14 protein-coding genes and 1 riboswitch are annotated in these 17,625 nt (G+C 57.4%); of the genes, 5 read left to right on the top strand and 9 right to left on the bottom strand.

Annotation, left to right across the window (positions count from 1 at the left end; all coding sequences use genetic code 11):
- Positions 1-280: 280 nt before the first annotated feature.
- On the bottom strand, positions 281-1,132 hold the full coding sequence (gene murI, locus MKZ79_RS20075; protein WP_336144391.1) for a glutamate racemase: 852 nt from the start codon (positions 1,130-1,132) through the stop codon (positions 281-283).
- Positions 1,077-2,948: a TonB-dependent vitamin B12 receptor BtuB gene (gene btuB, locus MKZ79_RS20080; RefSeq protein ID WP_336144392.1), complete on the bottom strand. Its 1,872-nt coding sequence runs from the start codon at positions 2,946-2,948 to the stop codon at positions 1,077-1,079. Before btuB ends, murI begins: the two co-directional genes overlap by 56 nt.
- Before the next feature lie 66 nt (positions 2,949-3,014).
- Positions 3,015-3,190: riboswitch (cobalamin riboswitch) on the bottom strand.
- Between the two features lie 114 nt (positions 3,191-3,304).
- Here btuB and trmA point away from each other — a divergent pair.
- Positions 3,305-4,405, top strand: coding sequence for a tRNA (uridine(54)-C5)-methyltransferase TrmA (gene trmA, locus MKZ79_RS20085; protein WP_336144393.1), 1,101 nt, complete (start codon positions 3,305-3,307; stop codon positions 4,403-4,405).
- A 36-nt stretch (positions 4,406-4,441) separates the two neighbouring features.
- On the opposite strand, the gene MKZ79_RS20090 is transcribed toward trmA, so the two are convergent.
- Both MKZ79_RS20090 and fabR read right to left on the bottom strand, forming a co-directional pair.
- Positions 4,442-4,795 (bottom strand): YijD family membrane protein, encoded by a 354-nt coding sequence (locus MKZ79_RS20090; protein WP_336144394.1) that lies wholly within the window; start codon positions 4,793-4,795, stop codon positions 4,442-4,444.
- Between the two features lie 9 nt (positions 4,796-4,804).
- Positions 4,805-5,446 carry an HTH-type transcriptional repressor FabR gene (gene fabR, locus MKZ79_RS20095; protein ID WP_336144395.1) on the bottom strand — a complete coding sequence of 214 codons (642 nt, stop codon included), beginning with the start codon at positions 5,444-5,446 and terminating at the stop codon, positions 4,805-4,807.
- A gap of 193 nt (positions 5,447-5,639) precedes the next feature.
- On the opposite strand from fabR, the gene sthA reads away from it, so the two are divergent.
- Entirely contained in the window at positions 5,640-7,040 is a 1,401-nt protein-coding gene (gene sthA, locus MKZ79_RS20100; protein WP_336144396.1) for a Si-specific NAD(P)(+) transhydrogenase, read from the top strand.
- Here the strand turns inward: sthA and oxyR are convergent.
- A complete protein-coding gene (gene oxyR, locus MKZ79_RS20105) occupies positions 7,023-7,940 on the bottom strand; it encodes a DNA-binding transcriptional regulator OxyR (RefSeq protein ID WP_336144397.1) in 918 nt (305 codons plus the stop codon). The two genes, sthA and oxyR, sit on opposite strands and share 18 nt — an antisense overlap.
- A 129-nt stretch (positions 7,941-8,069) precedes the next feature.
- Here oxyR and MKZ79_RS20110 point away from each other — a divergent pair, with 129 nt between their 5' ends.
- Positions 8,070-8,801, top strand: coding sequence for a glutathione peroxidase (locus tag MKZ79_RS20110; RefSeq protein ID WP_336144398.1), 732 nt, complete (start codon positions 8,070-8,072; stop codon positions 8,799-8,801).
- Between the two features lie 100 nt (positions 8,802-8,901).
- On the opposite strand, the gene argH is transcribed toward MKZ79_RS20110, so the two are convergent.
- From argH to argC, 4 genes are all read right to left on the bottom strand, one after another.
- A complete protein-coding gene (gene argH, locus MKZ79_RS20115) occupies positions 8,902-10,275 on the bottom strand; it encodes an argininosuccinate lyase (RefSeq protein ID WP_336144399.1) in 1,374 nt (457 codons plus the stop codon).
- Positions 10,276-10,377: 102 nt separating this feature from the next.
- Positions 10,378-11,598 (bottom strand): argininosuccinate synthase, encoded by a 1,221-nt coding sequence (locus tag MKZ79_RS20120; RefSeq protein ID WP_336144400.1) that lies wholly within the window; start codon positions 11,596-11,598, stop codon positions 10,378-10,380.
- Positions 11,599-11,617: 19 nt separating this feature from the next.
- Entirely contained in the window at positions 11,618-12,394 is a 777-nt protein-coding gene (argB, locus tag MKZ79_RS20125; RefSeq protein WP_336144401.1) for an acetylglutamate kinase, read from the bottom strand.
- Positions 12,395-12,408: 14 nt separating this feature from the next.
- On the bottom strand, positions 12,409-13,413 hold the full coding sequence (gene argC, locus MKZ79_RS20130; protein ID WP_336144402.1) for an N-acetyl-gamma-glutamyl-phosphate reductase: 1,005 nt from the start codon (positions 13,411-13,413) through the stop codon (positions 12,409-12,411).
- 171 nt (positions 13,414-13,584) lie between these two features.
- Here argC and argE point away from each other — a divergent pair, with 171 nt between their 5' ends.
- Together argE and ppc are read left to right on the top strand one after the other, a co-directional pair.
- Positions 13,585-14,736: an acetylornithine deacetylase gene (argE, locus tag MKZ79_RS20135; RefSeq protein ID WP_336144403.1), complete on the top strand. Its 1,152-nt coding sequence runs from the start codon at positions 13,585-13,587 to the stop codon at positions 14,734-14,736.
- Positions 14,737-14,973: 237 nt separating this feature from the next.
- Positions 14,974-17,625, top strand: coding sequence for a phosphoenolpyruvate carboxylase (gene ppc, locus MKZ79_RS20140; RefSeq protein ID WP_336144404.1), 2,652 nt, complete (start codon positions 14,974-14,976; stop codon positions 17,623-17,625).

Genomic DNA, 17,625 nt, shown 5'->3' on the forward strand with positions numbered 1-17,625 from the left:
TTTGCGTCCGGAGACGCTTGATATCAATCCTGCGAGTGCCCACACAGATTGTCTGATAAATTGTTAAAGAGCGGTGCCACATATCTCGTGTGGCGCGGGCTGCAGATATTACGCTTTCCCGCTGAAGAGTCAAGGAATTTCTCACTTTTCTCTTTCTAACCCGGCGACTCGTAAGCCGTTGTTCCGTGTCAGTGGAGGCGCATTATAGGGAGTTCTCGGCGGCTGACAACCCCTATTTTCAAAAAACTTTTCGACCGCTGGTTTTTTACGCAAAAGTACCTTAAAGCGCCAGTTTTTCCAGCTTTTCGAAGCCATAGCGGCGCAATACGGGCAATAATTGTACGGCCTGCTCCGTCATTGCCAGGCAAAAAGCCAGATTACTTTCTTCAGAGTGAATCTTTGGCGATTCATTTTCCAGCAGCCAGGCGGTACGACGGGCGATAGCCGCGCCGGAATCGATCAAGCGCGTCCCTTCAGGCAATACCTGCTGCAGCTCTCCGGCTAATAATGGAAAGTGCGTGCAGCCCAGCACGACAGTATCCGGCGGTTCCTTCATACGTAGCCAGGGCTGCAGGATGCGTTTCACTTCTTCCAGCGGTACTTCTTTACCCTGCAGCTTGGCCTCCGCCAGCTCCACCAGCTCGGCCGAGCCCAGCATTTCCGTTTTGCATTCGCCGGCGAACCGCTTTACCAGCTCATGGGTATAAGGACGTTTTACCGTTCCCCGCGTAGCTAACAGGCCGACGACGCCATTACGGGTTAAACGTGCGGCGGGTTTAATAGCGGGAACGACGCCTACAACGGGAAAATCGAAATGCTCGCGCAAAGAAGGAAGCGTGACGGTGCTGGCAGAGTTACAGGCGATGACCACCAGCGCCAGCGGATAAGCGCGCGCAACGGCGGTAACGATCTCAAGCACGCGCCCGACGATAAACTCTTCAGTTTTCTCACCATAAGGAAAGGCGGCGTTATCGAAGGCGTAGATATAGTGCAAATCCGGCAGCAGCTGCCGGATCTCATCATAAACGGAAAGCCCACCGACGCCGGAATCAAACACCAGCACGGTGGGACGCGGATTAGAAGGTGTAGCTGCCGCTGAGGTAATACTCCCTTCCTGGAGTTTGATAGCCATAAACTGTCTCGTAATCTTTATCAAACAGGTTGGCTATTCTACCACGAACGGTTATCCGGGATGTGACCGGATACGAAACCGCGAGATCCCATAAACTCACGCCGCCAAGCTTCACAAGGTTGCCGCTGGCGTTCTGCGAATACTCTTTATCGTAGCGCTGTCCCAGATAGTAATAGCTTACAGACCAGTCAAAGCCGTAAAGCGCGTAATCCAGCTGATATTTCACCTGCTGTTTAGCGCGACGCAGCAGGATCTCGTTGGTTTCGCCGTTACGCGCGTCTGTATAGTCGTAAGAAAGCGTATGGCTGACCGGGCCGGTATCAAACGAGGCCGACGCCTCTACACCTTTAATCGACGCTTTGCTGACGTTGTAATAACTGCTGGTCGCGTTGTTATAGTCGATCAGATGATCGATATCGTTACGGTAGCCAGAAAGGTGCCAGGTTACCGGGCCAGTAAGGCCTTCGAAGCCGCCTTCCCACTGCTTACTCTGCTCGGGATCGAGATCGCGGTTGCCGCCAAAGGAACCATAGAGCTGGCCCAGCGTCGGCGCTTTAAAGGCAGTGCCATAGCTGGCGATAAAGCGATAGCCCGGCGCGAATTCCCAGGCGCCGCTGGTTTGCCAGGTTTCATGCCAGCCGAACTCGGAATGATCGTCGCCGCGCACGGCGCCTTCCAGCGTTAGCGAACCGAAGGCCTGCTGGGCGGTTGCGTAGATGCCGGTGTTTCTCACTTCGCGGCTTTCAGCGATATAAGCTGTTCCCGGTTCGATAGACTGCTTCTGCCAGTCGACGCCGCCGCTGACGCTACCGTTGCCCAGCGCAATATTGTTGCCCCATTGCAGATTGTACTGCTGCGAATCGTCCAGAGTAGCGGAGCTGTCATAGCGTCCGAGATCGGGGCTATAGTTGTAATCCTTTGAATGGCTGTAGCTGGCGACAAGCTGGGAAGAGTAGATGCCGTTGTTGAAACGCAATCCGCCATCCCACGTCTGGCTGTAAAGCTGACGCGTATCTACATAGGTGTCTGGCTTAACGTAGGTTGAGTAGCCATCATAGGCCGTGCGGTTGTCATAGCCGTAGCCGCGCAGGAAGCCGCTGAATTCATCATTGATTTGCTGTTCTATCGAGCCATAGAGCGTTTTGCTCATAAAGCCATCGCGGTCTTTCTGGCGCTCGTTGCCCAACGCATCCGGATAGTTGGCCACTACATCATACCCTTTGGTGTAGGTGTAGTTGCCCGCCAGCGTTACGCGCGTATTGTCGCCCAGCATCTGCTGCGTTGAGCCGTCATAAGCCTGATAGCCGTTTGAGCCGACACCGGCAGTTAAGGTAGTGCCCGGTCTTTCACGCCCGGTGATAATGTTGACCACGCCGCCGATCGCGTCGGAACCGTAGACGGCGGAGCGCGCGCCGCGCACATATTCAATGCGCTGCACCAGAGAAACAGGGATCTGGCTGAGATCGGATGAACCGCCGATCCCAGCCTGGTTCAGGCGAATACCATCCACCAGCACCAGCACGTGGCTGGAGTTGGTGCCGCGAATAAACAGCGAGGTTTGCTGTCCCAGGCCGCCGTTTTGCGCGATATCCACGCCCGGCAGACGACGCATCACGTCAGCGACGCTTTTCGCCTGCCAGCGGTCGATCTCTTCACGCGTTACCACGGTAGTAGGTGCCAGCACAGAGGAAACAGGTTGTGCAAAACGGTTTGCGGTTGTGACCAGCGTTGTTTCGGCTTCCTGCGCAAAGCCATATTGCGCCCAGAGGGAAAGTGCCGTGGCGCTATAAGCCAACAGCTTCGGTTTAGTTATCATGGTGTCAAAGCATCCGGTAAATCAGTCAGATGCCGCAGGCATACGAGAAAGAGCGCGCTCGTAAGAGTTGCGACGTAATCACCGGCAGGTCTTCGGACTCGGAATCATGAAAACGGCGCAGACTTCCCATCTAAAGACAGTGTCTGCCACCCACGACGACATTCCACACCGCTGCGCGTCAGCTCCAGCTTTGCACTGGATTCCCTTTTAACTTATTGAAAGACCGGCATCGCATTTTATGTTCAACGACCGGAGGAATCCAGACGTCTGCGAGGCTAAAAGACGCGGGCGCTGGACATTACGCGGCGGATGCCTACAATCGCAGAGCTTTAAAGCCCCTTAACCCAGGAAACGTTATGACGCCCGAACAGCTGCCGATCGAACACTACGATGCCCAACTGGAAGAGAAAGTAGCCCGTCTGCAAACGCTGATGGTGCCTTTTACCGCTAAGGACGTCGAAGTCTTTCGTTCGCCAGTCAGCCACTACCGTATGCGCGCTGAGTTCCGGATCTGGCATGACGGCGACGACCTTTATCATATTATCTTCGACCAGCAGACCCGCCAGCGCATCCGCGTCGACAGCTTTCCGGCCGCCAGCGAGCTGATTAACCGGCTGATGCCGCGACTAATGGACGCCGTGCGCGACAAGCCGGCGCTACGTCATAAGCTGTTCCAGATCGACTATCTCTCTACCCTGAGCAACCAGATCGTCGTTTCCCTGCTTTATCATCGCGCGCTGACGGAAGAGTGGCAGCAGGCTGCGACAGCACTGCGTGACGAATTGCGCGCGGAAGGCTTCGATCTGCATTTAATCGGCCGCGCCACCAAAACCAAAATCTGTCTGGATCGTGATTATGTCGACGAGCGCTTAACTGTAGCGGGCAAAGAGATTATTTACCGTCAGGTAGAGAACAGCTTTACCCAGCCGAACGCGGCGATGAATATTAAAATGCTGGAGTGGGCGCTGGACGTGACGCAAAACGCCAGCGGCGATCTGCTGGAGCTCTACTGCGGCAACGGCAATTTCTCTTTGGCCTTAGCGCGCAACTTCCGGCGCGTGCTGGCGACAGAGATCGCCAAGCCATCGGTCGCTTCCGCTCAGTACAATATCGCCGTTAACAATATTGATAACGTGCAGATTATCCGCATGGCGGCGGAAGAGTTTACGCAGGCGATGAACGGCACGCGCCAGTTCAACCGGCTGGAAGGCATCGATCTGAGCAGCTATGAGTGCGAGACGATTTTTGTCGATCCGCCGCGCAGCGGGCTGGATAGCGAAACGGTGAAAATGGTGCAGGCTTATCCGCGCATCCTTTATATCTCCTGCAATCCAGAAACGCTGTGCGACAACCTGGCAACGCTTTCCGCCACGCATGATGTCGAGCGGCTGGCGCTGTTCGACCAGTTCCCCTATACCCATCATATGGAGTGCGGCGTACTGCTGACGCGGCGCTAATATAAGAAGAGCGATGGCAAACCATCGCTCTTCTTCCTAGCTATCTTTTCGCGCGCGCAGCTTCAGGCCGATCCAGAACACCAGCGCCACCATCAGGATAGTCTGCACGAAGTTCGAGCCGAGATCGGGATATTCCGCGCGCACAATAGCGCTATAGACCAGAATGCCGAGCAGGAAAAACGCGGCGGCGACAGAAGGCATGCCGTCTGGCATCGCACGGTTAAGGTAGCGTTGATGCAGGCACCAGGCGGAAAGGCCCAGCGCGATAAGCGGGAAAACGGAAAAAGGCACGATCGAGCTGAACAGCACCGACAACGAGCCGTTAATGGATAATCCGGTCAGAAAGGCCAGTAGCAGCGTGCCCTTGTCCCGGCCAGTCGCTAAACTCATCTCACTCTCCTAATCATGGGAGTCCAGCGTCACCGCCAGCCTCTCCTGTTCACGTCGATACCAGTAGTAAGCGCCTTTGGAGATCATCCGTAACTGCAGCACCAGCCGCTCTTCCAGCTGGCGCCGCTGTAGCGCGTCGATATCCAGCGCCTCAGCACCGGCGTTAAAAACAATAATCACCATCGCCTCCGCCTGCGCTTCGGTAAAGCTGCGCGGCATACGGTTCTCAATCTCAAGATAGTCCGCCAGTTCGGCGATAAAATGTTGGATTTCCCGGGCTACCGCAGCGCGAAACGCGGCGGAGGTGCCGGAACGCTCGCGCAGAAGCAAGCGAAAAGCATTGGGATTATTGCCGATGAATTCCATAAAGGTGGACACCGAAGTGCGGATCACGCTGCCGCCTTTAGCGATGCGCTGACGCGCCTGGCGCATTAGCTGACGCAGCATCAGGCCGCTTTCGTCCACCATGGTTAGCCCGAGCTCGTCTACGTCACGGAAATGGCGATAGAAGGAGGTTGGCGCGATGCCCGCTTCCCTGGCGACTTCCCGCAGGCTCAGGCTGGCAAAACTCCGTTCGGCGCTGAGTTGACTAAACGCCGCCTCAATCAGCGAACGTCGCGTTCGTTCTTTTTGCTGCGCTCTGACGCCCATTGTTTGTGCCTGTTTTGCCTGCCAGATTTGCACTATACCAAATTTTCAGCGTACAGCGGCAGCAACTTTGTGTACGCCTGTTAACCTGTCGCTTTGTCAATAAATGGCAAATCGTTCGGTTAAAATTGGGAACCCGCTTACGAGATGTTAGAATAACGTTGAAAATTTGTATAAGAATATAGGACGTATCGGTATGCAACAGTCTTATGATTACGACGCCATAGTGATTGGCTCCGGTCCTGGCGGCGAAGGCGCAGCGATGGGCCTGGTCAAACAGGGCGCGCGCATCGCGGTGATCGAGCGCTATCACAATATCGGCGGCGGTTGTACACATTGGGGAACTATCCCTTCGAAAGCGCTACGCCACGCCGTCAGCCGTATTATCGAATTCAACCAGAATCCGCTCTATAGCGACCATACCCGTCTTCTGCGATCTTCATTTGCCGACATCCTTAACCATACGGAAAACGTCATCAGCCAGCAGACGCGGATGCGCCAGGGGTTTTACGAGCGCAATCGCTGTGAACTGTTTCAGGGCGACGCGCGCTTTGTCGACGCCAACACTATCGAGATCGAAAGCCACGACGGCAGCGTCGAACGTTTAACCGCAGAGAAGTTTGTTATCGCCTGCGGCTCGCGCCCTTATCATCCCGCCGATGTGGACTTTACCCATCCGCGCATTTACGACAGCGATTCCATCCTGAATCTGCACCATGAGCCGGGCCACGTTATTATTTACGGCGCCGGGGTTATCGGCTGCGAATATGCGTCGATCTTCCGCGGACTGAACGTCAAAGTCGATTTAATCAACACGCGCGATCATCTGCTGGCGTTTCTCGATCAGGAGATTTCCGACTCGCTCTCCTATCACTTCTGGAACAGCGGCGTAGTGATTCGCCACAACGAAGAGTTCGAGAAGATTGAAGGCGTGAGCGACGGCGTGATTATGCACCTGAAGTCCGGCAAGAAGGTGAAAGCCGACTGTCTGCTGTACGCCAACGGCCGTACCGGCAACACCGATGCGTTAGGCCTGGAAAACGTCGGTCTGGAAGCGGACGGTCGCGGCCTGCTGAAGGTCAACAGCATGTATCAGACCGCTCAGCCGCATATTTATGCCGTTGGCGATGTGATCGGCTATCCAAGCCTGGCTTCCGCCGCTTACGATCAGGGCCGTATCGCCGCTCAGGCGTTGATGAAAGGCGAAGCGAACGCGCATCTGATCGAGGATATCCCAACCGGTATCTACACCATTCCGGAAATCAGCTCGGTTGGCAAAACGGAACAGCAGCTGACGGCGATGAAAGTGCCGTATGAAGTGGGCCGCGCGCAGTTTAAACATCTGGCGCGTGCGCAGATTGTGGGGATGAATGTCGGCAGCCTGAAGATCCTTTTCCATCGCGACACCAAAGAGATTCTGGGGATCCACTGCTTTGGCGAGCGCGCCGCCGAAATTATTCATATCGGCCAGGCCATCATGGAACAGAAAAACGGCGGCAACACGATCGAGTACTTCGTGAATACCACCTTTAACTATCCGACCATGGCCGAAGCCTATCGCGTGGCCGCGCTGAACGGCTTAAACCGCCTGTTTTAACGCGCTGTTCATGTAGCCCTGCATATGGGTGCGGATCGCCTCTGCCAGCTGCTCATAGCGGCCGCGCAGCGGCGAGCCAGGCCGGTAAACCAGCGCGATGGTGCGCTGCGGCTCCGGCTTGTAGCAAGGCAGATAGCAAACGCCGTCGCGTACGCGCTCTTTCGGTACCGCCAGCGCTGGTAGCAGCGTAATGCCGCTGCCGGCCGCCACCATATTGCGCAGCGTCTCAAGACTGGTGGCGCGGAAGTGCGTATCCTCGTCGGCGCCCGCCTGAAAACAGAAACCCATCGCCTGATCGCGCAGGCAGTGACCATCTTCCAGCATCAGCAGTTTCTCGCCTGAAAGATCGGACATCGGCACGCGATCGCGATCTTTCCACGGGTGATCCTGATAGATCGCCAGCTTCATCGGCTCGTCGAACAGCGGGACTTCGATAAAGGCTTCCGACTCTTTCACCAGGGCCAGGATAGCGCAGTCGAGCTTGCCGCTGTCCAGCTGCGCCAGCAGCTGCTGCGTCTGCGCCTCGTGCAGATACATCTCCAGCTTGGGAAAGGTTTGATGCAGCGTCGGGATAATCTGCGGCAGCAGATAGGGGCCAACCGTCGGGATCAGCCCGATATGCAGCGGCCCGGACATCGCCTCACCCTGCTGGCTGGCCATCTCTTTCAGGACTTTGACCTCGCGCAGTACGGTGCGCGCCTGGTCCACCAGCAGCAGGCCGGCCTGAGTAAACAGCACCTTGCGGCTGGTTCTTTCCAGCAGCATGACGCCCAGTTCATCTTCCAGCTTGCGGATCTGTCCGCTGAGCGTGGGTTGGCTGACGTGGCAGGCATCTGCCGCACGCCGAAAATGGCGGTGTTCCGCCAGGGCTACCAGATACTCAAGATCGCGAATATTCATGCTTTTCCTCCGAACCACGATAGTTCGTGGCGATAGATAGAATAGCAATCAACGATTATCCCTATCAAGCACGAATGATAATAATGTCTCCCGTTCGAGAGATGAGTCACCCTAATCAAGAGGTAGTTTATGTTTGCAAGTCAGGAAGGTAAGTCAGTCCCACAGGTCACTTTCCACACGCGTCAGGGCGACAGCTGGGTAGACGTCACAACTGATGAGCTGTTTAAAGACAAAACTGTTATCGTGTTCTCTTTGCCAGGCGCGTTTACGCCAACCTGCTCTTCCAGCCATCTGCCGCGCTACAACGAGCTGGCAGACGTTTTCAAAAAACATGGCGTGGACAATATTCTGTGCGTATCGGTTAACGACACCTTCGTAATGAATGCGTGGAAAGCCGATCAGCACGCCAAAAACATCACTTTTATTCCGGACGGCAACGGCGACTTTACCCGCGGCATGGAAATGCTGGTAGAGAAAGCGGATCTGGGCTTCGGGCCTCGTTCATGGCGTTACTCCATGCTGGTACGCAACGGCGTGGTAGAGAAGATGTTTGTTGAGCCGAACAAGCCGGGCGACCCGTTCGAAGTCTCCGACGCTGACACCATGCTGCGCTACCTGGCGCCGGAATTTAAGGTGCAGGAATCGGTATCGCTGTTTACCAAACCGGGCTGCCCGTTCTGCGCCAAAGCCAAGCAGATGCTGCTGGATCGCGGTATTCAGTATGAAGAGATCGTGCTGGGACAGGATGCGACTTCCGTGAGCCTGCGTGCCGTAACCGGCCGCGCGACCGTGCCTCAGGTCTTTATCGGCGGACGCCATATCGGCGGCAGCGACGACCTGGAGCAGTTCTTTTTAGCATAACGAATTGAGAAGGCGAGCCTGCGCCCGCCTTCTTATGTGCCTAAAATTAATAATATAAGTCGAAACTGATTTGGCGGGCCTGATGCCCGCCTTTTTTCGTTTATGCCAGCCGCTTTTTCGCATCGGTAATAGCGAGCGACACCTGATGAGGCGACACGCCGCCTTTGGCGTTACGCTTGTCCAGGCAGGACTGCAGCGACAGGATTGGCCAGACGTCTTCGCCAATCACCTGGCTGTATTGCTGCAGCTCTTCCAGCTTCAGCGCTTCCAGCGCCACGCCTTTGCCAATAGCGGCCACGACGACTTCGCCAACGATATGATGCGCTTCACGGAACGGCACGCCTTTGGCGACCAGATAGTCCGCCAGCTCGGTGGCGTTGGCGTAGCCCTGCTCCGCCGCTTCCTGACAGCGCGGACGCTTCACCTGAATGCCGTCCAGCACCAGTGCGGCCATATGCAGACAGTCGGACCAGGTATCCAGTGCGTCGAACAGCCCTTCTTTGTCTTCCTGCATATCTTTGTTATAGGCCAGCGGCAGGCCTTTCAGCGTCATCATCATGCCGGTCAGCGCGCCCTGCACGCGACCACATTTACCGCGGATCAGCTCCAGCGCGTCCGGGTTTTTCTTCTGCGGCATCAGCGACGAGCCGGAAGTCACCTTATCAGAGAGCTCGACAAAACCGGATTCGCCGGTGTTGAAGAAGATCAGGTCTTCGGCGAAGCGGGAAAGATGCACCATGCCGATAGAGGCGTCGGAAAGCAGCTCCAGCACGTGATCGCGGTCGGAAACGGTATCCAGACTGTTGCGGGTAGCGGAAGCGAAGCCCAACCAGCCGGCCAGCTGCTCGCGATCGATCTCATAAGCCGTGCCGGCCAGCGCGCCGCAGCCCAGTGGGCTGACGTCCAGACGCTTCAGCGTATCCTGCAGACGGCTTTCATCACGCGCCAGCATTTCGACATAGGCCAGGCACCAGTGCGCGAACGTCACCGGCTGCGCGCGTTGCAGATGCGTATAGCCGGGCATAACCGCATCCTGGTTCGCCTCGGCTGTAGCCACCAGCGCCTGCTGTAACTGACGCGTGGCGATCAGCAGTTCGCTGACCTGCGCTTTGCACCAGAGTTTAAGATCGGTAGCAACCTGATCGTTACGGCTGCGGCCGGTATGCAGTTTTTTGCCCAGCGCGCCGACTTTTTCAATCAGGCGGCCTTCGATATAGCTATGAATATCTTCCGCGTCGCTTTCCAGAATCTGCTCCGGATTGGCGCGGACTTCTTCCAGCAGCACGTTCAGCGCGCCTTCAAGCTGCTGCTGCTCTTCCGCCGTCAGAACATTGACCGTGACCAGCGCTTTGGACCAGGCTACGGACCCGACGATGTCCTGCTCTGCCAGACGATAGTCGAAGCGCAGCGAGTCATTAAACTGTTTGAAACGTTGATCTGCTGCCTGAGTAAACCGTCCACCCCAAAGTGCCATGTCAGTGCTCCATTAAATTCGTTGAGTATTGAGGCGGAGAAACGCCGCCTGAGAAATCCTTTTAGCCTGTTTAGGGGCGTCGTCCGTGACGCCCTGGTGTTATTACTTCTGTTTTTTCTCGTTCAGCGCGCGGATGCGTGAAGAAAGCGAGAACAGACGGATAAAGCCGCCCGCATGGCTGTGGTCGTAAACTTCGTCTTCGCCGAAGGTAGCGAACTCTTCGGAGTAGAGGCTGTTGGCCGATTTCTTCTGAATCGCGGTCACCTGGCCTTTGTAGAGCTGCAGCACCACTTCGCCGTTAACCTCTTCCGCCAGCGATTCGGCAGCGGCCTGGATAGATTTACGCAGCGGCGCGAACCAGCGGCCGTCGTAAACCACATAGGACATTTCATGGCCCAGCTGCTCGCGCCATTTAAAGCTGTCGCGGTCCAGCACCAGCTGTTCAACCGCGCGCAGCGCGTTGACCATAATGGTGCCGCCAGGGGTTTCGTAGCAGCCGCGGGATTTGATGCCGACCAGACGGTTTTCCACGATATCGATACGGCCCACGCCATGTTTCGCGCCGATAGCATTGAGTTTTTCCAGGCAGCCGTACGGGCTTAGCGCTTCGCCGTTGACGGCAACCACGCGGCCTTTTTCCACTTTCACCGTCACCTGCTCAGGCTGATCCGGCGCTTCCAGCGGATCCACCGTCCAGACCCAGCAATCTTTGTTCGGCGCGTTCCACGGGCTTTCCAGCACGCCGCCTTCGGTAGAGATGTGCCACGCGTTTTCATCACGGCTGTAGATTTTTTCCAGCGACGCGGTGGTCGGAATATTGCGCTCTTTCAGGTAGTCCAGCAGCGCTTCACGGGAACGCAGGTTCCACTCACGCCACGGCGCAACCACTTTCAGCTGCGGCGCCAGCGCGGTATAGGTGGTTTCAAAACGCACCTGATCGTTGCCCTTGCCGGTTGCGCCGTGGCACAGCGCGTCCGCGCCTACTTTCAGCGCCAGCTCAACCTGCGCCTTAGCGATAATCGGACGAGCCATTGAGGTGCCCAGCAGATAGGTGCCTTCATACAGCGCGCCCGTTTGCAGCACCGGATAAACGTAGTCGCTGATAAACTCTTCACGCAGGTCGACCACGTGGCATTCGGAAGCGCCGGACTGCAGCGCTTTCTGCTCAACGCCTTCCAGATCGCCACGCTCCTGGCCAATATCGGCCACGAAAGCGACCACTTCACAGCCGCCGTAGTTCTCTTTCAGCCACGGAATAATCGCGGAAGTATCCAGACCGCCGGAGTAAGCCAGAACGATTTTTTTGATGCTTTTATCTTGCATTGTCTTTTCCTTGAACCTGTTAAGCGAGAATTCGGGTGCCGATGGACACGCCGTTAAATAGGGTTGGCAGCTGCTCGGCATGGCGCCAGCTGGCGATATCGACCGGGCGACCCAGCGTGCGTGCGGCGTCCAGCGCGGCGTTCACTTTCACAATCATGCCGTCGGTGATAATGCCCTGAGCGATCAGCTGTTCCGCCAGCGCGGCGGTCATCTCTTCAATGCGCTGCCCTTTGCCGTCCAGAATGCCGCTGACGTCGGAGAGCAGCACCAGGTCAGCGCCCAGCGTCGAGGCCAGCGCAGTGGCGGCCTGATCGGCGTTGACGTTCATCAGCTTGCCGTCGTCGGTGATGCCGATAGAGCTAACCACCGGCAAATAGCCTGAAGCCAGCAGCGTGTTAATCAGTTTTGGATTGCCCGGCGTTGCCTGGCCAACGTGGCCCAGCTCTTCGTCGAAAGCCGCCACGTCGACGCTGCCGCCGTCGCCCAGGCAAAGTCCTACCGCATCGATGCCGTGCTTTTTCGACCAGGCCAGCAGCGTTTTATTGGCGGTGCCCGCCAGCGCGCCGGTAATAATGTCAATCTGATCGGCTGGCGTAACGCGCAGGCCGTTTTTCTTTTTCACCGGCAGCGCCAGCTTCTTCATCAGTTCGTCCACCAGGCAGCCGCCGCCGTGGACAATCAGCAGTGGACGCTGATGGCTTTCACGGTACGCTACCAGCGCGTCGAACAGACGCGCCAGCGCCTCTTCGCTGTCCAGCAGTACGCCGCCGAGTTTGATAATTAGAGGGTTGGTCATGGCTTTCTCACTGATTAAATAAGCGACTGCGTTTCCGGGAAACCGAAACGAATATTCATACACTGCACCGCCTGCGACGATGCGCCTTTCAGCAGGTTATCTTCCGCCGACACGATAATCGCGTGCTCGCCCTGCACGGCGAAGCCAATGTCGCAGAACGGCAGGCCAACCACGCCTTTGATCGACGGCACGCCTTTATCATAGACGCGCACCAGCGGCTTATCGTGATAGGCGTTGTGAAAAGCTTCGGCCACATCATCACGCGTTACGCCCGCCTTCAGCCGACAGGTGGTGGTTGCCAGAATGCCGCGCGGGAAGTTGCCCAGATGCGGAGTGAAAATCACCGGCACGCCAAGATGCGCGGCGATTTCCGGCTGATGACGATGGGTGAAAATGCCGTAAGGCTGCAGGCTGACCTCGCAGAAGCTGGTGGTCACGGAAGCTTTGCGTCCCGCGCCGCTGACGCCGCTGGTGGCGTTGATTACCGGCCACTGCGCGTCGTTCAGCAGATTCGCCTCAATCAGCGGCTTCAGCGCCAGCTGCGCAGCGGTTGGATAGCAGCCCGGCACCGCAATCAGCTGCGCTTCCTTCAGCTTGCTCTGCTGCCATTCGGCCAGGCCGTAGACCGCTTTCGCCAGCCACTCTTTATGCTGATGCGGGAAACCGTAGTAGTCGGTGAAGAAGCTCTCTTCATTGACGCGGAACGCCGCCGAGAGATCGAACACCACGCAGCCCGCCGCCAGAAACTCCGGCGCCAGATCGTGGCTCACTTCGTGCGCCGTCGCCAGAAATACCACGTCGACTTTATCCGCAAACTCCGCCGCGCTCGTCAGCGGCTGCAGCGGCATATCCAGGATTCCTTTCAGCTGCGGATGCAGATCGGAAAGCAATTTTCCTGCGTCAGGGCTTTGCGCTGATACCGCCAAAGCGGTTATGTTCACCTGAGGGTGACGATTCAGGTAAGTCGCAAGCTCTACGCCAGCGTAGCCACTGGCACCAACAATCAGCGTATTTAACATCGGACACCTTATAACGGTCTCTGGTTTCGGGTAACGGCTCCGGGCCGTTTCCCCACGCGGCTGGCGCCGGACAAGCAGGAAATTTGGTTTCCTTCCCCACGCCATTAATGTATTTTTATTCACTATTAGTGCATGAATATTGATACTATCCTAACGCAAGGACTGTCAACAGTGAAGACAAAATTACCGCCTTTTATCGAGCTTTACCGTGAGTTGATCGCCACGCCGTCCATCAGCGCCACCGACAGCGCGATGGATCAGAGTAATGAAGCTTTAATCAGTTTGCTGGCAGGCTGGTTTCGCGACCTGGGCTTTGCGGTGGAAGTGCAGCCGGTTCCCGGCACGCGGCACAAATTCAATATGCTGGCGCGCAGCGGCAGCGGCGCGGGCGGCCTGCTGCTGGCCGGCCATAGCGATACCGTGCCGTTCGACGACGGCCGCTGGACGCGCGATCCTTTTACCCTGACCGAGCACGACAACAAGCTCTATGGCCTGGGCACGGCTGATATGAAAGGTTTCTTCGCTTTTATTCTGGACGCGCTGCGCGATGTGGACGTGACGAAGCTGAGCAAACCGCTCTACGTGCTGGCGACCGCCGATGAGGAAACCACCATGGCGGGCGCAAAATATTTCTCTGAAAACGCCACCGTACGGCCCGACTGCGCCATCATCGGTGAACCGACTTCGCTGCAGCCGGTGCGCGCGCACAAAGGCCATATGTCGAACGCGATCCGTATCGAAGGTCAGTCGGGCCACTCCAGCGATCCTTCGCGCGGCGTCAACGCCATCGAACTGATGCATGAGTCGATCACTCAGCTGATGGGCCTGCGCAACACGCTGAAGGAACGCTATCATCACGACGGTTTCGCCATTCCTTATCCCACAATGAACTTCGGCCATATCAGCGGCGGCGACGCGGCGAACCGCATCTGCGCCTGCTGTGAACTGCATATGGATTTACGGCCGCTGCCCGGCCTGACGCTGAACGAGCTGGAAGGGTTGATCAACGAGGCGCTGGCGCCGGTCAGCGAGCGCTGGCCAGGCCGCGTCAATGTCAGCCAGCTGCATCCGCCCATTCCGGGCTACGAATGTCCGGCCGATCATCGCCTGGTAAAAGTGGTGGAGAAGCTGCTGGGTACGGAAACCAGCATTGTGAATTACTGCACCGAGGCGCCGTTTATCCAGCAGCTGTGTCCGACGCTGGTGTTAGGGCCAGGCTCAATTAACCAGGCGCACCAGCCGGATGAATATATCGACACCGCATTTATTAAACCTACTCGCGAACTGATTACCCAGGTCGTGCAGCATTTTTGCTACCACTAAGTGAAAATCGGGGTATTTGGCGGCTTAAACAGCCTTTTGCCCCGGCTTTATCACCCATTTCCCGATAAGAATAACTTATCTCGCTGTAGCTCTGTTAAATTTCATAAATTCCCGCTAGTTAGCAACAGATTCGCGCGCGTTTAAGTCAATTGACGGATGGCAGGGAACGTGGCTAGATAAAAGGCAATGTTATACCGGCGACGGTAGAGAGTGATAAAAATAACGGTCAGGGGTCATATGAACGAACAATATTCCGCAATGCGAAGTAATGTCAGTATGCTCGGCAAACTACTCGGGGATACGATTAAGGATGCGCTTGGCGAAAACATCCTGGATCGGGTGGAAACCATCCGTAAGCTTTCCAAGTCATCCCGCGCGGGAAATGACGTTCACCGTCAAGAGCTGCTCTCCACGCTGCAAAATCTCTCCAACGACGAGCTGCTGCCGGTGGCGCGCGCCTTCAGCCAGTTTCTTAATCTGACCAACGTCGCCGAGCAGTACCATACGATTTCACCCAAAGGCGAAGGCGCCAACCATCAGGAACTGCTGACGAAAACCTTCGAACGCCTGAAGCAGCAGCCCAACCTGACCGAAGCCAAAATCCGCGAGGCGATCGAATCGCTCTCCCTGGAGCTGGTATTGACCGCGCACCCAACGGAAATCACCCGCCGTACCCTGATCCACAAACTGATCGAAGTGAACAACTGCCTGAAGCAGCTCGATCACAACGATCTTTCCGACTACGACCGATCGCAGATTATGCGCCGTTTGCGCCAGCTGGTGGCGCAGGCCTGGCACACCGACGAAATCCGCAAATATCGCCCAACGCCGGTCGACGAAGCCAAATGGGGTTTCGCCGTGGTGGAGAACAGCCTGTGGGAAGGCGTTCCGGCCTTTCTGCGTGAGCTGTACGAGCAGGTGGAAGCGTCGTTCGGCGTGAAGCTGCCGGTGGATTTCGTGCCGGTCAAATTCACCTCATGGATGGGCGGCGACCGCGACGGCAACCCGAACGTCACGGCGAAAATCACGCGTCATGTGCTGCAGCTAAGCCGCTGGAAAGCGACCGATCTTTTCCTGCGCGATATCGCCGTGCTGGTTTCCGAGCTGTCGATGTCGGAGTGTACGCCGGAAGTGCGCGAGCTTTGCGGCAATCCGGAAGCGCTGGAACCGTACCGTGAAATTATGAAAAACCTGCGGGCGCAGCTGCTGGCCACCCAGGCTTATCTGGAGCGTCGCCTGAAAGGCGAGCGTCCATCGCGCCCGGCCAACCTGCTGATTTCCAACGATCAGCTGTGGGAGCCGCTCTACGCCTGCTATCAGTCGCTGCAGGCCTGCGGCATGGGCATTATCGCCAACGGTCAGCTGCTGGACACGCTGCGCCGCGTGAAGTGCTTTGGCGTGCCGCTGGTGCGTATCGATCTGCGTCAGGAGAGCACGCGCCATACCGACGCCATCGCGGAGATTACCCGCTACCTCGGCCTGGGCGATTACGCCAGCTGGTCGGAAGCTGACAAGCAGGCGTTCCTGATCAGCGAGCTGACCTCCAAGCGCCCGCTGCTGCCGCGCCAGTGGCAGCCAGGCGCTGAAACGCAAGAGGTGCTGGATACCTGCCGCGTGGCGGCGGAAGCGCCGCAGGGTTCCATCGCCGCTTACGTTATCTCGATGGCGAAAACCCCTTCCGACGTGCTGGCGGTACATCTGCTGCTGAAAGAAGCGGGCATCCCTTTCGCCATGCCGGTAGCGCCACTGTTTGAAACGCTCGACGACCTGAACAACGCCAATGACGTCATGCGCCAGCTGCTGGATATTGGCTGGTATCGCGGCTTTATCCAGGGCAAGCAGATGGTGATGATTGGCTACTCCGACTCGGCGAAAGACGCGGGCGTCATGGCCGCCAGCTGGGCGCAGTACCAGGCGCAGGACTCGCTGATCAAAACCTGTGAGAAAGCGGGCATCGCGCTGACGCTGTTCCACGGACGCGGCGGCACCATCGGCCGTGGCGGCGCGCCCGCTCACGCGGCGCTGCTATCGCAGCCGCCGGGCAGCCTGAAAGGCGGCCTGCGCGTCACCGAACAGGGCGAGATGATCCGCTTTAAATATGGCCTGCCGGAAGTGACCATCAGCAGCCTGACGCTCTACACCAGCGCTATTCTGGAAGCCAACCTGCTGCCGCCGCCGGAGCCGGAAGCCGCCTGGTGCGGCATCATGGATCAGCTTTCTGCTGATTCCTGTGCGATGTATCGCGGCTACGTGCGCGAAAACGCCGATTTCGTGCCCTATTTCCGCTCGGCCACGCCGGAACAGGAGCTAGGCAAGCTGCCGCTGGGTTCGCGTCCGGCCAAGCGTCGCGCCAGCGGCGGCGTCGAATCGCTGCGCGCTATTCCCTGGATCTTCGCCTGGACGCAAAACCGCTTAATGCTGCCGGCCTGGCTGGGCGCAGGCGCGGCGCTGCAGAAAGCGATGCAGGCAGGCCATCAGGATCAGCTGGAGGCGATGTGCCGCAACTGGCCGTTCTTCTCGACTCGCCTGGGTATGCTGGAGATGGTGTTTGCCAAGGCCGACCTGTGGCTGGCGGAGTATTACGATCAGCGGCTGGTGGAGCGCTCGCTATGGCCGCTGGGCAAACAGCTGCGCGACCAGCTGGATTCCGACATTAAAGCCGTGTTGACCATCGCCAACGACGCTCACCTGATGGCCGATCAGCCGTGGATAGCGGAATCGATCGCGCTGCGTAACGTCTATACCGATCCGTTAAACGTGCTGCAGGCGGAGCTGCTGCATCGCTCGCGCTTACAGGAAGCCAACGGCGAAGAGCCGGATCCGCGCGTCGAGCAGGCGCTGATGGTGACCATCGCCGGCGTGGCGGCAGGGATGCGTAATACGGGCTAA

Source organism: Erwinia sp. CGal63 (genome assembly GCF_037026505.1).
Classification (GTDB): domain Bacteria; phylum Pseudomonadota; class Gammaproteobacteria; order Enterobacterales; family Enterobacteriaceae; genus Erwinia.

Coding starts and splice junctions, on each gene's coding strand:
- fabR (WP_336144395.1), bottom strand. CDS start 5,446: ATGGGCGTCAGAGCGCAGCAAAAAGAACGAACGCGACGTTCGCTGATT.
- argB (WP_336144401.1), bottom strand. CDS start 12,394: ATGACCAACCCTCTAATTATCAAACTCGGCGGCGTACTGCTGGACAGC.
- argH (WP_336144399.1), bottom strand. CDS start 10,275: ATGGCACTTTGGGGTGGACGGTTTACTCAGGCAGCAGATCAACGTTTC.
- MKZ79_RS20090 (WP_336144394.1), bottom strand. CDS start 4,795: ATGAGTTTAGCGACTGGCCGGGACAAGGGCACGCTGCTACTGGCCTTT.
- murI (WP_336144391.1), bottom strand. CDS start 1,132: ATGGCTATCAAACTCCAGGAAGGGAGTATTACCTCAGCGGCAGCTACA.
- trmA (WP_336144393.1), top strand. CDS start 3,305: ATGACGCCCGAACAGCTGCCGATCGAACACTACGATGCCCAACTGGAA.
- ppc (WP_336144404.1), top strand. CDS start 14,974: ATGAACGAACAATATTCCGCAATGCGAAGTAATGTCAGTATGCTCGGC.
- sthA (WP_336144396.1), top strand. CDS start 5,640: ATGCAACAGTCTTATGATTACGACGCCATAGTGATTGGCTCCGGTCCT.
- MKZ79_RS20110 (WP_336144398.1), top strand. CDS start 8,070: ATGTTTGCAAGTCAGGAAGGTAAGTCAGTCCCACAGGTCACTTTCCAC.
- oxyR (WP_336144397.1), bottom strand. CDS start 7,940: ATGAATATTCGCGATCTTGAGTATCTGGTAGCCCTGGCGGAACACCGC.
- MKZ79_RS20120 (WP_336144400.1), bottom strand. CDS start 11,598: ATGCAAGATAAAAGCATCAAAAAAATCGTTCTGGCTTACTCCGGCGGT.
- argC (WP_336144402.1), bottom strand. CDS start 13,413: ATGTTAAATACGCTGATTGTTGGTGCCAGTGGCTACGCTGGCGTAGAG.
- btuB (WP_336144392.1), bottom strand. CDS start 2,948: ATGATAACTAAACCGAAGCTGTTGGCTTATAGCGCCACGGCACTTTCC.